The organism is Streptomyces sp. 135 (assembly GCF_020026305.1).
Classification (GTDB): Bacteria; Actinomycetota; Actinomycetes; order Streptomycetales; family Streptomycetaceae; genus Streptomyces.
Genome location: NZ_CP075691.1, coordinates 809,825 through 825,899 on the forward strand (window position 1 = coordinate 809,825; position 16,075 = coordinate 825,899).

Annotated in this window: 16 protein-coding genes; 12 read left to right on the plus strand and 4 right to left on the minus strand. The window is 71.6% G+C overall.

Going from position 1 to position 16,075, the window contains the following annotated elements:
- Window positions 1-78 precede the first annotated feature (78 nt).
- Window positions 79-1,026 (plus strand): sugar ABC transporter permease, encoded by a 948-nt coding sequence (locus tag KKZ08_RS03710; RefSeq protein ID WP_223773065.1) that lies wholly within the window; start codon window positions 79-81, stop codon window positions 1,024-1,026.
- A complete protein-coding gene (locus KKZ08_RS03715) occupies window positions 1,023-1,865 on the plus strand; it encodes a carbohydrate ABC transporter permease (protein ID WP_223773066.1) in 843 nt (280 codons plus the stop codon). The genes KKZ08_RS03710 and KKZ08_RS03715 overlap by 4 nt, the downstream gene beginning before the upstream one ends.
- A 27-nt stretch (window positions 1,866-1,892) precedes the next feature.
- Here the strand turns inward: KKZ08_RS03715 and KKZ08_RS03720 are convergent, their stop codons facing one another.
- Both KKZ08_RS03720 and KKZ08_RS03725 read right to left on the minus strand, forming a co-directional pair.
- Window positions 1,893-2,666, minus strand: a complete 774-nt coding sequence (locus tag KKZ08_RS03720; RefSeq protein WP_223773067.1) for a dienelactone hydrolase family protein — start codon at window positions 2,664-2,666, stop codon at window positions 1,893-1,895.
- Complete coding sequence (locus KKZ08_RS03725; RefSeq protein WP_223773068.1) at window positions 2,663-3,232, minus strand: DinB family protein; 570 nt, start codon at window positions 3,230-3,232, stop codon at window positions 2,663-2,665. The genes KKZ08_RS03720 and KKZ08_RS03725 overlap by 4 nt, the downstream gene beginning before the upstream one ends.
- A gap of 192 nt (window positions 3,233-3,424) precedes the next feature.
- Here KKZ08_RS03725 and KKZ08_RS03730 point away from each other — a divergent pair, with 192 nt between their 5' ends.
- A complete protein-coding gene (locus tag KKZ08_RS03730; protein ID WP_223773069.1) occupies window positions 3,425-4,267 on the plus strand; it encodes an RNA polymerase sigma factor SigF in 843 nt (280 codons plus the stop codon).
- 22 nt (window positions 4,268-4,289) lie between these two features.
- On the opposite strand, the gene KKZ08_RS03735 is transcribed toward KKZ08_RS03730, so the two are convergent.
- Window positions 4,290-5,444 carry a PP2C family protein-serine/threonine phosphatase gene (locus tag KKZ08_RS03735; RefSeq protein ID WP_223773070.1) on the minus strand — a complete coding sequence of 385 codons (1,155 nt, stop codon included), beginning with the start codon at window positions 5,442-5,444 and terminating at the stop codon, window positions 4,290-4,292.
- A 121-nt stretch (window positions 5,445-5,565) separates the two neighbouring features.
- On the opposite strand from KKZ08_RS03735, the gene KKZ08_RS03740 reads away from it, so the two are divergent.
- The 6 genes from KKZ08_RS03740 to KKZ08_RS03765 all read left to right on the plus strand — a co-directional run bounded on the left by KKZ08_RS03740 (window position 5,566) and on the right by KKZ08_RS03765 (window position 10,368).
- The gene (locus tag KKZ08_RS03740) at window positions 5,566-6,066 is read left to right on the plus strand and encodes a MarR family transcriptional regulator (protein ID WP_223773071.1); all 501 of its coding nucleotides are present in this window, start codon (window positions 5,566-5,568) and stop codon (window positions 6,064-6,066) included.
- 278 nt (window positions 6,067-6,344) lie between these two features.
- Complete coding sequence (locus tag KKZ08_RS03745) at window positions 6,345-7,226, plus strand: STAS domain-containing protein (protein WP_223773072.1); 882 nt, start codon at window positions 6,345-6,347, stop codon at window positions 7,224-7,226.
- Window positions 7,223-7,630 carry an STAS domain-containing protein gene (locus KKZ08_RS03750; RefSeq protein WP_223773073.1) on the plus strand — a complete coding sequence of 136 codons (408 nt, stop codon included), beginning with the start codon at window positions 7,223-7,225 and terminating at the stop codon, window positions 7,628-7,630. Before KKZ08_RS03745 ends, KKZ08_RS03750 begins: the two co-directional genes overlap by 4 nt.
- Window positions 7,631-7,712: 82 nt before the next feature.
- On the plus strand, window positions 7,713-8,096 hold the full coding sequence (locus KKZ08_RS03755) for an anti-sigma regulatory factor (protein WP_223778893.1): 384 nt from the start codon (window positions 7,713-7,715) through the stop codon (window positions 8,094-8,096).
- Complete coding sequence (locus tag KKZ08_RS03760) at window positions 8,093-9,103, plus strand: SpoIIE family protein phosphatase (RefSeq protein WP_223773074.1); 1,011 nt, start codon at window positions 8,093-8,095, stop codon at window positions 9,101-9,103. The genes KKZ08_RS03755 and KKZ08_RS03760 overlap by 4 nt, the downstream gene beginning before the upstream one ends.
- Window positions 9,100-10,368 (plus strand): PP2C family protein-serine/threonine phosphatase, encoded by a 1,269-nt coding sequence (locus KKZ08_RS03765; protein WP_223773075.1) that lies wholly within the window; start codon window positions 9,100-9,102, stop codon window positions 10,366-10,368. The genes KKZ08_RS03760 and KKZ08_RS03765 overlap by 4 nt, the downstream gene beginning before the upstream one ends.
- A gap of 22 nt (window positions 10,369-10,390) precedes the next feature.
- Here the strand turns inward: KKZ08_RS03765 and KKZ08_RS03770 are convergent, their stop codons facing one another.
- The gene (locus KKZ08_RS03770) at window positions 10,391-12,145 is read right to left on the minus strand and encodes an ankyrin repeat domain-containing protein (protein WP_223773076.1); all 1,755 of its coding nucleotides are present in this window, start codon (window positions 12,143-12,145) and stop codon (window positions 10,391-10,393) included.
- Window positions 12,146-12,284: 139 nt separating this feature from the next.
- On the opposite strand from KKZ08_RS03770, the gene KKZ08_RS03775 reads away from it, so the two are divergent.
- Genes KKZ08_RS03775 through KKZ08_RS03785 form a run of 3 tightly spaced genes read left to right on the plus strand, consistent with a single transcriptional unit; the run spans window position 12,285 to window position 15,870 of the window.
- Complete coding sequence (locus KKZ08_RS03775) at window positions 12,285-13,820, plus strand: phytoene desaturase (protein WP_223773077.1); 1,536 nt, start codon at window positions 12,285-12,287, stop codon at window positions 13,818-13,820.
- Window positions 13,817-14,854, plus strand: coding sequence for a phytoene/squalene synthase family protein (locus KKZ08_RS03780; protein ID WP_223773078.1), 1,038 nt, complete (start codon window positions 13,817-13,819; stop codon window positions 14,852-14,854). The genes KKZ08_RS03775 and KKZ08_RS03780 overlap by 4 nt, the downstream gene beginning before the upstream one ends.
- Entirely contained in the window at window positions 14,851-15,870 is a 1,020-nt protein-coding gene (locus KKZ08_RS03785; protein WP_223773079.1) for a DUF5914 domain-containing protein, read from the plus strand. Before KKZ08_RS03780 ends, KKZ08_RS03785 begins: the two co-directional genes overlap by 4 nt.
- Window positions 15,871-16,075: the final 205 nt, after the last annotated feature.

Consider the following 16,075-nt stretch of genomic DNA (forward strand, 5'->3'; position numbering starts at 1 on the left):
CGGCCGTCGGTGCGGGTCCCGTCGCCACCGGGCGGGGCCCGCCGCACGTCGTACACCCGCGAAGAGGAGAGGTCCGAGATGACAGAGACGACCGAGACGCCCCCCGTGGCGCCGGCGAAAGTGCCACGCGCCGCCGTGCCGCCCCGCACGGGCAGGGGCGGCCGGCTGCCGCGCGGGCTCACACCGTGGCTCTTCCTGGCCGTCCCGCTGGCGCTGCTGATCACGTTCACCTATGTGCCCGTCGGGAACATGATCTTCTACAGCTTCACCGACTGGGACGGCGTCAGCCCCGACCGCCGCTTCACCGGCGTCGACAACTACGAGCAGATCTTCACCCGCCCCGAGCTGTTCCGCGTGTTCTTCGTCAGCTTCTACTACCTGGCCGCGTCGGCCGTGCAGATCGCGATCGCCCTGTATTTCGCCACGGTCCTCAGCTTCGACCTGCGCTTCCGCAACCTCTTCAAGGGGATCCTCTTCTTCCCCTACCTGATCAACGGCGTGGCCATCGGCTTCGTCTTCCTCTACTTCTTCCAGGACGGCGGCACGCTCGACTCGGTCCTGTCGTGGTTCGGCGCCGGCTCCGGCCACGCCTGGCTCGGCGACCCCGCCTCGGCGAACACCTCGCTGGCCGGGGTCTCCGTATGGCGTTTCACCGGGCTGAACTTCGTGCTGTTCCTCGGCGCCATCCAGTCGATCCCCGCCGAGCTCTACGAGGCGGCCCAGCTGGACGGGGCGACGCGCCGGCAGCAGTTCCGGCACATCATCGCGCCGAGCATCCGGCCGGTCATCAGCCTGAGCGTCATCCTGGCGATCTCCGGGTCACTCGCGGTCTTCGAGATCCCGTACATCATGACCGGCGGTGCGACCGGCACGACGACGTTCGTGATCCAGACGGTCAAGCTCGCCTTCCAGTTCAACAAGACCGGTCTGGCCTCGGCCGCCGCCGTCGTCCTGCTCCTCATCATCTTGCTGATCACCTGGATCCAGCGCCGCCTCGTGCCCGACGAGAAGGTGGACCTCGTATGACCACGCCCATGCCCGCCCGCCGCCGGATCGCACCCGCCCTGACCTATCTGTCGCTGATCGTCGCGTCCCTGGTCGTGCTGGTCCCGCTCGCCGTCGTCCTCCTCACCTCACTCAAGACGTCCGAGGAGGTCAGCGACGGCGGCCCGCTGTCACTGCCGGGCGACTGGCTCAACTTCGACAACTACGCGACGGCGTTCACGGACGGCAAGCTCCTGTCCGCCTTCGCCAACACCGCCTTCATCCTGCTGTTCTCCATCACGGGGACGGTGCTCATCGGCTCGATGACCGCGTACGCCGTCGACCGCTTCGACTTCCGCGCGAAGAAGCCGGTCATGGCCCTGTTCCTGATCGCCACCCTGGTGCCCGGGGTCACCACACAGGTCGCGACCTTCCAAGTGGTCAACGGCTTCGGGCTGTTCAACAGCATCTGGGCGCCGGTCATGTTGTACATGGGGACGGACATCGTCTCGATCTACATCTTCCTCCAGTTCATCCGGGGCATCCCGGTCTCGCTCGACGAGGCCGCGCGCCTCGACGGGGCGAACTCCCTCACCATCTACTGGAAGATCATCCTGCCGCTGCTGAAACCGGCGATCGCCACGGTCGTCATCATCAAGGGCATCACCGTCTACAACGACTTCTACATTCCCTTCCTCTACATGCCGTCCGAGGAGTTGGGCACCATCTCCACCGCCCTGTTCCGCTTCAAGGGCCCGTTCGGCGCGCACTGGGAGCACATCTCGGCCGGCACGATCCTGGTGATCGTCCCGACCCTCCTCGTCTTCCTCTTCCTCCAGCGCTACATCTACAACGGCTTCGCACGGGGCGCGACCAAGTGACCTTTCCGGCGAAGGCCGCGCCCGGTCTCAGCCGGCGGCCAGGGTGCGGTCGAGGAGAGGCAGCAGGCGGTCCCAGTGGCGCCGCAGGGCCGAGGCGTCGAAGGCGTCGGTGTCGGCCATGGTGAAGCCGTGGACGGTACCGGGGTAGACCTCCGAGGTGTGGTCGACCCCTGCCGCTTCCAGGGCCCCGTCGAGCTCCCTGATCGCCTCGGGGGACATGTCGCTCTCGGCGAGCCCGAGGTGGACTTGGGCGGTGAGCCGCGAGAAGAGACGGTGCGGGCTGTCGGGCGCCTCGGTGACCAGGGGGCTGGGGTGGAACCCGGCGACGGCGGCCACCTGTTCGGGGTGGGCCGCCGCGGTGCGCACCGCGAGGACCGCGCCCATGCAGTAGCCGACGGCGGCGACCGGTCCGGTGGCGACCTCCGGCCGGCTGGTGAGGAAGCCGAGGTAGGCCTCGGCGTCGCGCAGGGCACGCTCGGTGGTGTGGGCCCGGGCCAGGGGCATCACTCGGGCGAAGACTCCCGGCCGCTCCTCCTCCCCGATGTGCTCGGGAAGCTCGATCACCGGTGCGGGGCCGTGCCGGTAGTAGATGTGGGGGACGAGCACGTAATACCCGTGCCCGGCCAGTTCGCCGGCCATCTTCTCCAGCACCGGCCGCGTACCGAAGGCGTCGGTGTACAGCAGCACACCCGGGTGCCGCCCGGGACGGTCGGGGAAGGCGGCGAACGCGTCGGCACGGCCGTCCGGGGTGGGGATCTCCAGCGTCTCGGTCGCGGAGCCGGTGCTCTCTCGCCGGGTCACTGGCCCACCCGTCCGTCGATGCACTCACGGAGCAGGTCGGCGTGCCCGCAGTGCCGGGCGTACTCCTCGATCCTGTGCACCATCAGCTCCCGGACCGCGATGCCCTCCTTGCCCAGACGCTCGCCCAGGTCCTCGTGTTCGGCAAGCGCCGCGTCGGTCGCGGCCTGCTCACGCTCCAGGGCGCGGTACGCGGCGTCGACCTCGGCCTGCTCGGCCACCGCTCCGTCGAAGTCGCCGTCGGGCTCGCCGTACAGCGTCGGCAGCGGGTCGCCCTCGCTGATCCAGTTCGACCAGTCGCGTTCCGCCTCGGCGAGATGGCGGATCAGGCCCAGCAGCGACATCGTCGAAGGCGGAACCGAGCGGCGGGCCAACTGCTCCGCGTTCAGGCCCTCGCACTTCATGCGCAGGGTCAAGCGGTAGCCCGCCAGGAAATTCTGGAGCGTCGCCAGCTCGCCGTCTGGGCTCACTCCCCGGTTCTCGCGAGGATCGTCGTCCGGGTCGGCCCACATGTCGGGGTAGACGGTCGCTCTGCTCCATCGCTCGGGTTGATCATTCATGCGTGCCATATTCGTCCGTCGAGGGGCGGGCGCGCCAGTGTTCAGGACCGACGACCTGAACGTACGTACGCTCCCTCAAATGCTGTCACGCGGACAACCGTTTCGTCCGACGTGATTGAAGCGAACGGACCGGGGTAGTCGCGGATCACCAGCCTCTAGGGACTGACAGGGCTGACCGCACAGGGAGGGAAACACATCACCATGGCGACCACAACGCAGGCAGTGACCGAAAGCGAGCAATTGCCGGAGATCACCGCGCCGCAGTCGGTGGCCCCGCAGGATGCCCGGGCCCTGTCGAAGCTGTTCTTCGGCCGGCTCGCCACGGTGGAAGAGGGAACCGCCGAGTACCAGTACGTGCGGAACACCCTGATCGAGATGAACATGTCCCTGGTCCGCTACGCGGCCGGACGCTTCCGCAACCGGTCCGACGACATGGAGGACATCGTCCAGGTCGGCATGATCGGTCTGATCAAGGCCATCGACCGTTTCGAGCTGTCCCGCGACACCCAGTTCGCCACCTTCGCCGTGCCGTACATCGTAGGTGAGATCAAGCGGTTCTTCCGCGACACCTCCTGGGCGGTGCACGTCCCCCGCCGGCTGCAAGAGGCCCGGGTGGAGCTGGCCAAGGCCACGGAGGAGCTCAGGACGCGGCTCGGCCGGGCCCCCCGGGTCGCCGAACTGGCCGCCCTGATGGACCTGAGCGAGGACGAGGTCATCGAGGCCCAGGTGGCCGCCAACGGCTACAACTCCACCTCCCTGGACGCGGCCGTGCACGGTGACCCCGATGAGGGCGAGGCCGCCCTCGCCGACTTCATCGGCCAAGAGGACCCCGCGCTGGAGCTCGTGGAGGACTTCCACACACTGGCCCCCCTGATCGCCGAGCTCGACGAGCGCGACCGGGAGATCCTCCACCTGCGGTTCGTCGACGAGCTGACCCAGTCCCAGATCGGCGAACGTCTCGGCGTCTCGCAGATGCATGTCTCCCGGTTGCTGACCCGCACGCTGAAGCGCCTGCGCGCGGGCATGCTCACCCCTGCCGAGTGATGTGCCCGACGGGGGCCACGCCTCAGGGGCGGCCCCGCCAGTCGAGGCACACGATCAGGGCGTCGTCGGCGGCGGCGATCGGGCCGCGGTGACCGGAGAGTTCATGGAGCACGGCGCGCGGGACCTGCGAGGGCGGCAACAGGCGGGAGTTGGTCATCGCCCGGGTGAGCGCGCGCTCGCTGTAGCGCTCCCCCGTCGGCGACGCCACGTCGTAGACACCGTCGCTGACGAACAGCAGCCGGTCCCCGGGGCTGACCTGGAAGTGCTCCGCGGTGTAGGGCGTGTCCTCGGACATGCCGAGCGGCAGCTGCGCGTCCAGGGCGACGGGCTCGGCCCTGCCGTTGCGCATGCGCCACATCTTCGGGGAGCCCGCGTCGATGATCTCCGTCTCTCCCGTGGCGAGATCGAAGCGCAGGAGCAGCATGGAGAGATGGACGGCGCCTTGGTAGTGCCCGTACACGGCTTGGTCGGCCAGGCAGGCCTGGTCGCTCAGCGAGAGTCCGGCACGGCGGGCGTTGCGCAGCGCGTTGATGGCCAGGCTGGTGAGCAGGGCGGCTTCGATGCCCTCGCCCATGCCGTTGGTGACGGTGAGCGTGAGGTGGTCGGCGGAGGCCGACCAGTCGAAGTTGTCGCCGTGGATGGCGTAGGCCGGTTCGAGCTGGGCCCCGATGTCGTACTCGGGGCGGGAGCAGGAGCGGCCCGGCAGCAGCTGCCACTGCATCTCGGCGGCGAGGGTGAGCCGGTCGGCGCGCCGTGCCTGGAGGTAGAGATCGGTGTCGCGCTGGGCCACGACGATCTCGTGGCCGAGGACCTCCGCCACGTCGGCCAGTTCCCGCAGGGTGGCGGGGTCGCAGGCCTCGGCCGGCAGACAGACGCTGAGGATGCCGATGCGGTCGCCGCGCACGCTCACGGGGAGGTGGGCGGTGCACAGTCCGCCGCGGCCGCCGGCTTCGACGTACGGTTCCTGTGCCCCGAAGGCCCGGCCGGGGGCGCTGGTGTGGATCGGCACGGGGGCCGCCGTGTGCGGAAGGGCGTTGACCGGTTGGAGTATGGTCATCGCGTAGTCGGCCATGAGCAGGTCGACCTTGCGGGCTGTGTAGTGAACGGTGAGCGTGTCCTGCACTGCGTCGAGAAGAGCGTGCGGTGCGGAGGTGCGCAGGGCGCGCTCCACAGCCATGAATCTGTCCACCGGTCGGGTACCACCTGTTCCTGTTCGGGATGAGAGTGCGAGAGGGAGCCGAGGGCCTGCCATGCCTCAGCGACTGACAGGGCCACTGCGAAGTGTCACAGTTGAGGGCATGGATTCCGAAACTTCCGTCAGGGGCGGCCAGAATGCGGCCGCGCATGCTGCCCGGGAAGTCATCGAAGTGCTCGAGGTGCTGTGGAGCAGGGGCAGGGATCTCACTCCGACCGCACCGGTGTCGTCGTCACAGTTGCGCGTGCTGTACGCCCTGGACGGCGCTCAGGGGATCAACTTGCGAACGCTCGGTGAGTTCCTGGGATCTGCGCCGTCCTCGGTGAGTCGTATGTGTGACCGTCTTCACGCCCTGGGCTTCATCGAGCGGTCCCTCAGCCCGGCCAGCCGCCGCGAGCTCGAACTCCGCTTGTCGAGCCGGGGAGAAAATTACCTCACCGAGCTGCGGGCCCGACGCGAGAGTGCGCTGTTGGAAGCCATCTCGGCGATGCGGCCGGCGGACCGTGCCGCCCTGGTGCGGGGGCTGGACGGCTTCCATCGTGCGGTGGAACACACCGCGCCGGGGCGCACACCGGCGGGCGACCGCTCGGCCGAGTCCGCCTGAACCGCCGCGCTGTCCGGCCCCTGGGGGGGGGTGTGGTGACGGCTCTCGCGATGACGTGGGTTTACTTTCGGCACTCCTAGGTACACACAGACGGTTGTGAAGGGTCGACTCCTGTGAGGTTCAGGTGCGTTCGATGTCGAGGCGCGGTCGGTGGTCGGGTACGGACGGCAACCGTGCAGCTCAGCGGCGTGGTTGACGTCTCGTTACGGTCCGCCTTCTGAAGATCGCCACCCTCGGTTAACATTTGCCGTGCGACAACAATTGCTAAGGTGGATGGAATGAACACCAGTGAGTCCGAGGCCCGGTTGCGCGTCAGCACGGCCCTGCGTGAGCAGGGCGAGAAAGTGGCCGATCGGTGGGTGCAACTCCAGTCGGAGCAGGCCGTCCTGGAGACGGGTATCACCGAGGCCGAGCTGAACGAAGAAGCCGACTCCTTGGTCGAAGCGCTGCTCGCCGGTCTTGAGACGGACATTCCGGTGCAGGACGTGGTCACCACGCACCCCGGCCTGCGCCAGGCCGTCACGGACCTGTCGATGCGCCGCGCGCGCGGCGGCGCGACGCCCACGGCGACCTCCCCGGCAATATTGGCGCTGAAGGAGGCGCTGCTGGAAGCGGTGCAGTCCGATACACGTGACGTCACCGCGCTCTACCACGCGGCGCTCTTCATCAACCGCCTGCTCGACACCGCGGGCGCGATGTCCTTCGAGATCTACGTGGAAGGCCGCGAGGAGATCATCCGGCGCCAGAGCCGCCAGCTCCTGGAAGTGTCGACGCCCGTGGTGCGCATCTGGGACCGGGTCCTCGCCGTGCCGCTGATCGGGACGCTCGACACGACCCGGACGCAGGTGGTGATGGAGAACCTGCTGGAGGCCATCGAGCGGGACGAGGCGCAGGTCGCGATCATCGACATCACGGGTGTGCCGACGGTGGACACCGCGGTCGCGCACCACCTGATGCAGACGGTCAACGCGGTACGGCTGATGGGCGCCGACTGCGTGATCAGCGGCATCCGTCCGCCGATCGCCCAGATCATCGCGCAGCTCGGCATCGACCTGTCGGCCATCCTGACGCGGGCGACGCTGGCGGACGCGCTGGCCGCCGCCATCCCGCTGCTGACGGACCAGCCGGTCCACCAGTCCTCGCTCGCGGGCGTGCGGTGAGCGGCGGCTTGAGCGGCGTTCCCATCCTGCGCCTCGGTGATGTGCTGGTCACCGGTCTGCTCAACGAGCTCGACGACAAGGCCGCGATCGCCTTCACCGAGGAGCTGACGGAGCGCATCGTCGCCGACCGGGCGCGCGCCGTGCTCATCGACATCTCGCGGCTGGAGCTCATCGACTCGTTCGTGGCGCGCACACTCATGGAACTGACCACCACGGCACGTCTGCTCGGGGCCAGGGTCATAGTGGCCGGCATGCGACCCGCGGTCGCGATCACCCTGGTGGAACTGGGGTTGCAACTGTCCGGTGTGGAGACCACCCTCAACGCGGAGCAGGGCATGATCGCGTTGGGTTGGCAGCCGGCCTCCCGACCCCCAAAGGGGGGCCCCGTTGACCCTCTACGGTGACCTCGAAGAGACGCCGGCCTTCCCCTCCCCCACGCGCGCCGAGAGCCCCTCGGGTAACGACGGCGGGTGCGCCGTCCACGCCATCCGGGCGGAGGAGGACCTGCTGGCGGCGCGGCACGCGGTGCGGGAGGCGACCTTGCGGGCCGGCTTCGGACTCGTGGACCAGACGCGCATCGTCACGGCCGCCAGTGAGCTGGCCCGCAACGCCTACGTGCACGGCGGCGGCGGCAACCTCACCCTGGAGATCGTGCAGAAGGGCGGTCGCCGGGGCCTGAAGCTGGTGGTGAGCGATCAGGGTCCGGGCATCCCGGACATCGAGCAGGCGTTCGCCGACGGCTTCACCACCGGTGCGGGCCTCGGGCACGGTCTGGGCGGTGCGCGGCGCCTCATGGACGAGTTCCACGTGTGGTCCTCCCCGGGCCGGGGCACTACCGTGACCGCCGTGCGCTGGAACGGACGCGGGTGAACAGCAGCGTCGCGGCCCGTACTCTGCACATCGCCATCGACCATCCGAGCGCTGTGCAGAGTGCGGCCGACCATGCCCGTTCCCTCGCCTCCGCCTGCGCCATGAAGGGCGTGCTGCCGGACCAGGCGGCCGTCCTCGCCAGCGAGTTGGCCAGCAACATCGTCAAGCACGCCCGCAACGGCGCCCTGTTCGTCCACCGGGCGCCGCTCGGCGGCGGCCTCGACGTCCTGGCCGTCGACACCGGCCCCGGCATGGCGGACATCGGCCTGAGCCTCACGGACGGGTACAGCACCACCCGGACGATGGGCGCCGGTCTGGGTGCCGCGCGCCGGATCGCCACGGACTTCGCCATCCGCTCAGAGGCGGGGCTCGGCACGCTCGTCCACGCCCGCCTCGCCGGGCCCGACGCCCCGCCGCGCGGGGCGGCGCTGGGGGCGCTGTGCCTGCCCGCCGACGGTGAGGACGCGAGCGGCGACGGGTACGCCGTCGCCGAAGCCTCCGGCGTCCGGACCGCGTTGGTGATCGACGGCCTCGGCCACGGCCCCGAGGCCGCCATGGCGGCGCAGCGTGCCGAGCGTACGTTCCTGGGGGACCCGGCCGCCCCGCTCGCGGACATCCTGACCGCGCTGCACAAGGCCCTGCGGCACACGCGCGGCGCCGCCGCGGCCGCGCTGCGCATCGCGGCCGGGCGGGCCGAGTTCTGCGGGGTCGGCAACGTCCGCGCCGTGGCGCTCTCCCCCGAAGGCGTACACCACCAGTTCACCGGGCAGGCCGGAATCATCGGATACACCCTCCCCAAGCCCAGGAGCCGGTTCGTGGACCTGTCGGAGCACACCACGGTGGCCGTGCACACCGACGGGATCGACCACCGGTGGACGCAGGCCCCCACGCCCGCGCGTCTTACGCTGCCTCCGGCGCTCCTCGCCGCCTCGTTGACCCACACCCATCGCCGGCGTCGTGACGACGCCACCGTCCTTGCCCTTGGCCCCCACATGGGAATGAGATGACCCGCGAAACCTTCCGTACGCTCACGGCTCTGCGGCACACCGTGCGCAGCATCGCCCTGGGGCACCGGTTGCCCGCCGACGACCGGGCGCGCCTCGTCCTGTCGCTGAGCGAGGTGGCCGCCCCGGTCCTGGGCGGCGGCCGCCCCGTCACCCTGCTGAGCGGACGCGAGACGGACGAGGACGGGGCCCACCGGCTGACGCTGGCCCTGCGCCTGCCCCAGCAGAGCGCCGGCGCCGACGTGGTGCCGGACCGGCTGCCGCTGCGCGCGCGGGCCCGGTCGGACGGCACGGTGGTGTGGAACCTCCCGCTGCCGCCCACGGGTGCGCACGGCCAGCCGGTGCCCACCATCGGGCAGCAGGCGAGCCCTTCCGCGGCGGCGCGGAGCAGCGAGGCGGACATCGCGCTGCTGGAGGAGGAGCTCCGCGCGGCGCTGGCCCGCGCCGACGCCCTGGCGGACGAGCACCGCATGCTCAAGCACGAACTGGCCGAGACCAACAGCGGGGTCCTGGCCCTGTACGTGCAGCTGGAGGAGCGCGACGAGCAGCTGCGGACGGCGCACGGCCGCACCCTGCGCGCCCTGGAGGACGCGCTGCGTCCCAGACCCCTGCATGTCGACGGCCTCGAACTGGCCGTGCACTACGCCCCGGCGAGCGACGAGGCGCCCACCGGCGGCGACCTGTACGACTGGTTCACCCTCCCGGACGGCACGGTCCACATCACCGTCGTCGACGCGCTCGGGCACGGGATCACCAGTACGCGCACCGCGTTGACCGTCACCCACGCGGTGCGCACCCTCGCCCTGGAAGGGCACCCGCTGGAGAGCATCGTGGCGCGTACGGACAGCGTCCTCGCGCCCTTCGACCAGAGCGTCATGGCCACCCTGCTGCTGGCCCGGCTGAACCTCGCCGACGGGCAGCTCACCTTGGCCAACGGCAGCCATCCGCCCGCCCTCCTGGCCCACGGCGACGGCACCGCGAGCTACTTGGAGGTACGCGGACGGGGCATCGGCTTCCCCATGCCGGGCAGCGACCGTGTCCTGACGGCGACCATGGAACCCGACGACGTGCTGCTGCTCTACACCGACGGCCTCACCGAGAGCCGCAGGGACCCGTGCGAAGGCGAGGCCCGGCTCAAAGAGGCCCTGTGCCGCCATCGCGCGCGACCGACCGAGCAGATCCCGGGCCTGCTGGCCGAGGACCTGCTCAGCGATGTCCTCCACCAGGACGACACGCTGGCGATCGCGGTGCGGCGCACGGGGGCGTAGGCCTTCTCCGGCAGCCCTGGCCTCAGCGCTGAAGACGTGCCGGCAGCTCCACCCAGCGGCACGGCGCACGGCGAGCCACCGCTTCCCTGGCGTCGCTGATCCGCATGCCGGCCGCCGAGGCGGCGTAGGCGAGGACGTTGGCGCCGTGGGGGAACACGTGCCGGCGCTGCCAGAAGCGGAAGTGCCAGTGGGCGGGCGGGGCCGACTCGTCCGGCCACAGGTCGATCTCCTCGTGCACGGCGACTTCACCGTTGTGGGCCAGCGTCCCGAAGGTGCCGCCCTTGGGGTTGAAGTAGACGCCGTACGCGGCGGTGTCCGGCGATATCGCCCGCAGCACGGTGTCATCGCTCGGCAGGTATCCCTCTTGGGTGATCAGGCAGCCGCCGGGTGCGCCGGGCACGCCGGTCACCCCCACATGGCGGAGGGACTCGTCATAGGACGTCAGGTCGAAGGGGGCGTGCTCGAGGTCCGCCGTCGGGCACTGCGCGGGATCAGCGCCCAGGCGGTGGATCACCTCTTCCTCACTCAGGTCCCGCACGAAGCAGAGACCGAGCCCCTCCGTCCACAGCTCGCGCTCGCCGCATGCCGCGATGAGCGCGTCCGCCTCCCGGAAGGCGGCGGCTTCGCCGGCAGGCAGCTCCACCGCCCCGGGCAGTTCCGCGACGAGTGGCGCGAGCGGCGTGGTCAGCAGCAGCCTGCCCGGGGACCAGGGTCCCGTCTGCGGCGTCCACACATCGGCCCCTGCGGCGATCAGCGCACGGACGCTGCCCTCGTCCACGGTGCAGGCGGCGTACCACAACGGGGTGTGTTCGTCTTCGTCGTACGAGTTGGGCTCCGCACCGTGGGAGAGGAGCGCGGCGACCGCTTCCGCCGCCCCGCGCTCCGCCGCCAGGTGCAGCGGGGTCGACCCATGTCCCTCGATACGGGCGTTGGGCGGCGCGCCCCCGTCGAGCCGGGCCCGGATCACCCGCGCGTCGCCCCAGTCCCCGTAGGACACCCGTGCCCAGTCGGCCCGCGGCACATGGCGCAGCCTCTCTTCCTCCTGACGGCGCAGCATCATGCGCTGGTGCCCTGTCAGGGGCCGGGCCAGGAAGCCGGGCGGTCCGCTCACTTCCAAGGTCGCGAAGGAACCCGGCTGCTCCGCCGGCTCCGGTGGTTCGAGGCCCGGCCAGACCTCGAGCGCTCGCGCCGCCGCGGCATGCAACGCGGCGGTGTCGATCAGGGTGCGCGTCTCGTCGATGCCCTCGTCCGGCCACTCGACGACCAGATGTGCTTCGTCGGGCGGAGGCAGTTCCGCCAGATACAGGTCGACGTCGGTCTTGAAGAGGGAGCGGCGGGACTGGTGCAGGCCAGGGTCCAGCGGGATCAGGCCGACGGCCTGGTCCGTCATCGCCGTGGCCTCCTGCCCGTCCGGCCTCGTCCACTCCACCGCTCGGTGCACCGTGCCGTCCAGGGAGGTCACCCGGCGGCCGTCGCGGAACAGCAGGCCGACCCTGAGCCCGGACTGCCGCCCGGCCGCCGCGCTGGACCAGCGGACGTCGCGGAAGACCGACAGGTGCAGCGTCGCCGCCCTCGGCCACAGGGACCATCCCGTCATCACCACCCGGGCGTGCGCCCCGGCGCCGACCACGTCCAACTGCGAGTGCAGCACGGGTGCGAACCAGTCCACGGGCGGGGCGTAGCGCCCCGCGTCCTCCCCCGGCGGGCTCAGGCGGAGCGACGCGGTCCGCTCGGCGGCCGGCTCTTCCGGTAACACCAGGTCGTCGAAGAAGCTCATGCGCCGATCGTGGCAGAGAGGTCTGACATCGCCCGTCCGCCGCCGGTGAGGCGGAGGACAACGCGCCGGCCATCACGGAAAGTGGGGCATTACGCATGACAGGGCCGGAACTTCGCGACGCGAGAGGGAAACGAAGCCGATGAGGCGTCTGGCGGGACGGACGGACCACGTGGTGGTGGTCGGGGCCGGGCTTGCGGGGCTCTCCGCCACGCTGCACCTGCTGGGTGCCGGGCGGCGGGTCACGCTGATCGAGCGGAGCCGGGAGCCCGGCGGGCGGGCCGGGCTGCTCGAACGGGGCGGGTACCGCATGGACACCGGGCCCACCGTCCTGACCATGCCGGAGCTGGTGGAGGAGGCGTTCGCCGCGGTGGGCGACAGGCTCGCCGACCGCGTGGAGCTCCTTGCGCTCCACCCCGCCTACCGGGCGCGGTTCGCCGACGGCAGCAGTCTGGACGTCCACACCGGGGCGGAGGCGATGGAAGCCGAGGTGGAGCGCTTCGCCGGGGCCGGGGAGGCGCTCGGCTACCGGCGGCTGCGGGCCTGGCTCGGCCGTCTGTACCAGGTGCAGATGCGCCGGTTCATCGACGCCAACTTCGACTCCCCGGCGGCGCTGCTGACCCCGGACCTGGCCCGCCTCGCGGCGCTCGGCGGCTTCGGCCGGCTGGACGCCCGCGTCGGACGCTTCCTCTCCGACGAACGGCTTCGCCGCGTCTTCACGTTCCAGTCGCTGTACGCGGGCGTGCCCCCGGCCCGCGCCCTTGCCGCGTACGCCGTCATCGCCTACATGGACACCGTCGCCGGTGTCCACTTCCCGCGCGGTGGGGTGCACGCCCTGCCACGGGCCATGGCGGCCGCCGCCACCGCCGCCGGGGGTGACCTCCGCTTCGGTCAGGACGTGACGCGGCTGGAGCGTTCCGGGGGCCGCGTCACGGCCGTCGTCACCGACCAGGAACGCTTCCCGTGCGACGCCGTCGTCCTGACCCCGGATCTCCCGGCGGCCTACCGCCTGCTGGGGCGGGCGCCGCGCCGTCCCCTGCCGCTGCGTCACTCCCCCTCGGCCGTCGTGCTGCATGTCGGCACCGACCGCACGTGGCCCCAGCTGGCCCATCACACCATCTCGTTCGGCGCGGCCTGGAAGGGCACCTTCCACGAACTGACGCGCGCCGGCACCCTCATGTCCGACCCGTCGCTCCTGATCACCCGGCCCACGGCGACCGACCCCTCTCTCGCGCCGCCGGGCCGCCATCTGCACTACATCCTGGCGCCCTGTCCCAACACCCGCGTCGGCCCCGGCGCCCGGGCATGGCACGACCTCGCGCCCCGCTACCGGGACAGCCTCCTCGCCGAGCTGGAGCGGCGCGGCCTTGACGGCATCGCCTCCGCCGTCGAGGAGGAGTGCGTGGTGACGCCCGCGGACTGGACCGCCCAGGGACACGCCGCCGGTACTCCGTTCTCCGCCGCGCACACCTTCGCCCAGACCGGCCCTTTCCGCCCGCGCAATCTCGTACGCGGTGTCGAGAACGTCGTCCTCGCCGGGTGTGGCACGACCCCGGGCGTCGGCGTGCCGACCGTCCTGATCTCGGGGAAGCTGGCCGCGGCACGCGTCACCGGCCCGCCGGGGGCGGTGTCCGCACGCCTTCGGCCCCCCACCGACACGAAGGGCACCGCTCCATGACCGCCCGGGAACTCGACAGCGCGGGCATCACCGACCCGGCCCTGCGCGCCGCGTACGCCCACTGCCGTCGGCTCAACGCACGGCACGGCAAGACGTACTTCCTCGCCACCCGCCTCCTGCCCGTCGAGCGCAGGCCCGCCGTGCACGCCCTGTACGGGTTCGCCCGCTGGGCGGACGACATCGTCGACGATCTCGACTCCACGGCGACGGCGGCCGAGCGGGCCGCGGCCCTGCGCCTGCTCCAGCTGGATCTGGAGAGCGGGCTGCGCGCCGGGACCAGCGCCGACCCGGTGGTGGCGGCGCTCGCCGACACGGCCGCCCGCTACGCCATCGAGCCGCGGCTCTTCACGGACTTCATGGCCTCGATACGGCTCGATCTGGAAGTCACCGAGTACGCGCGCTACGAGGACCTGCGGCGGTACATGCACGGCTCCGCCGCGGTCATCGGGCTCCAGATGCTGCCTGTTCTCGGCACGGTCGTTCCCCGCGAGGAGGCCGCCCCGCACGCGGCCGCGCTCGGCGTGGCCTTCCAACTGACCAACTTCCTGCGGGACGTCGGGGAGGACCTCGACCGCGGCCGGGTCTACCTCCCCGTGGAGTTGCTGGCCGCGCACGGCGTCGACCGCGCCCTCCTCCGGTGGAGCAGGGACAGCGGGCGGCGCGACCGGCGCATCACCGCGGCGCTGCGGGACGCCGCCGCGCTGACGCGGGGCGTGTACCGCGAGGCGGCGGGCGGTCTGCCGCTGCTCGATCCCGTCTCCCGGCCCTGCATCCGCACCGCCTTCGTGCTGTACGGCGCGATTCTCGACGCCATCGCGGACGACGGTTTCGCGGTGCTGCACCGCCGGGCGGTGGTGCCGCGCCGCCGGCGGGCCGTGGTGGCGTGCGACGGTCTGGCCCGGCTCACACTGGCCCGGCTCCGCGCGCCGTCCGGGGGCGGCGCGGTCACCGGGTCGCCCGGCGCGGCACCGCCCCGGCTCGGGTTCCGTCCGTCGCGGGCACGCGGCCGGGAGCCCTGGAAGGAGACCGTATGAGCTCCGGACGTCCTCCTGGCACCGGCCGCCACCCGTTGAGGTTCCGCCGCGACCCCGTCCCCTGGGAGCGGCAGCGCCCCACCTGGCGGGAGGCGAGGCCGGCCGTGATCGCGGCGGCGCTCAAGCGTGCCCAGGCCCGGCCGTCGGGCAACTGGTACGTGCTGGGCGGCAGTCGGAGCGTCACGGCCGGGCGTGCGCTCGGTCTGACGGTGGCGGGCACGGAGGTCGTCGCGTGGCGCGACGCGACAGGCGGCCTGCGAGCCGGCCCCGGGGCCTGTCCTCACCTCGGGGCGCCTCTGAAGGACAGCCCGGTGCGGTGCGGCACCCTTGTCTGCCATTGGCACGGGCTCGCTCTCGACGGGTCCGCGCGCGCGGGCTGGGAGCCGTACCCGGCGTACGACGACGGGGTCCTGGCCTGGGTCCGGCTGGACGCGGTGGGCGGCGAGAAGCCCCTGGAGCGGCCCGTGGTGCCCGTGCGTCCGCGGCCTGCCGAGAGCGTGTCGGCGGTCTGCTCGGTCACCGGGCGCTGCGAACCCGAAGACGTGGTCGCCAACCGGCTGGACCCCTGGCACGGTGCCTGGTTCCATCCGTACTCGTTCGTCGATCTGCGTGTCGTGGCGGAGCCGGGCCCCGGCGAGGACGGTGCTGACGACGACCGTTTCGTGGTGGACGTCTCCTTCAGGGTGACCGGGCGGGTGGTGGTGCCGGTCCGGGCGGTCTTCACGGCTCCCGGGCCCCGCACCGTCGTCATGCGCATCGCCGAGGGCGAGGGGGCGGGCTCCGTCGTGGAGACCCATGCCACGCCGCTGGCGCGGGACGCGGCGGGCCGACCGCGTACCGCCGTGACCGAGGCGGTGGTGGCTGCTTCCGGCCGACGGGGCTTCGCGTTCGCGAGGTCCGCGGCGCCGGTGCTGCGTCCGCTGATGAGGGCGGCGGCCGGGCGGCTGTGGCGCGATGACATGGCGTACGCCGAGAGACGCTGGGCACTGCGGAACAGCGGACGCTTCCCCGGCTGAGCCCTCCCCCACCCGCACGGCACCGAACAGCCGACCCGTTCAAGCGCCGCTCAGCCGCTCCCGTCACCGGCCAGCCGGTCAAGTGCCCGCAGGAGCGGCGTCCTGCCCCTGACCGCGATGGTCCACAGCGTCCGTCCCCTCAGACCCCAGCGTGCAAGCACGGCGTACGCCGAGAAGCGCTGGGCGTTGCGGAACAGCGGACGCT

Excerpts from the sequence above, each read along its gene's own strand:
- KKZ08_RS03710 (WP_223773065.1), top strand. The coding sequence starts at position 79 with ATGACAGAGACGACCGAGACGCCCCCCGTGGCGCCGGCGAAAGTGCCA.
- KKZ08_RS03715 (WP_223773066.1), top strand. The coding sequence starts at position 1,023 with ATGACCACGCCCATGCCCGCCCGCCGCCGGATCGCACCCGCCCTGACC.
- KKZ08_RS03725 (WP_223773068.1), bottom strand. The coding sequence starts at position 3,232 with ATGGCACGCATGAATGATCAACCCGAGCGATGGAGCAGAGCGACCGTC.
- KKZ08_RS03730 (WP_223773069.1), top strand. The coding sequence starts at position 3,425 with ATGGCGACCACAACGCAGGCAGTGACCGAAAGCGAGCAATTGCCGGAG.
- KKZ08_RS03735 (WP_223773070.1), bottom strand. The coding sequence starts at position 5,444 with ATGGCTGTGGAGCGCGCCCTGCGCACCTCCGCACCGCACGCTCTTCTC.
- KKZ08_RS03740 (WP_223773071.1), top strand. The coding sequence starts at position 5,566 with ATGGATTCCGAAACTTCCGTCAGGGGCGGCCAGAATGCGGCCGCGCAT.
- KKZ08_RS03745 (WP_223773072.1), top strand. The coding sequence starts at position 6,345 with ATGAACACCAGTGAGTCCGAGGCCCGGTTGCGCGTCAGCACGGCCCTG.
- KKZ08_RS03765 (WP_223773075.1), top strand. The coding sequence starts at position 9,100 with ATGACCCGCGAAACCTTCCGTACGCTCACGGCTCTGCGGCACACCGTG.
- KKZ08_RS03770 (WP_223773076.1), bottom strand. The coding sequence starts at position 12,145 with ATGAGCTTCTTCGACGACCTGGTGTTACCGGAAGAGCCGGCCGCCGAG.
- KKZ08_RS03775 (WP_223773077.1), top strand. The coding sequence starts at position 12,285 with ATGAGGCGTCTGGCGGGACGGACGGACCACGTGGTGGTGGTCGGGGCC.
- KKZ08_RS03780 (WP_223773078.1), top strand. The coding sequence starts at position 13,817 with ATGACCGCCCGGGAACTCGACAGCGCGGGCATCACCGACCCGGCCCTG.
- KKZ08_RS03785 (WP_223773079.1), top strand. The coding sequence starts at position 14,851 with ATGAGCTCCGGACGTCCTCCTGGCACCGGCCGCCACCCGTTGAGGTTC.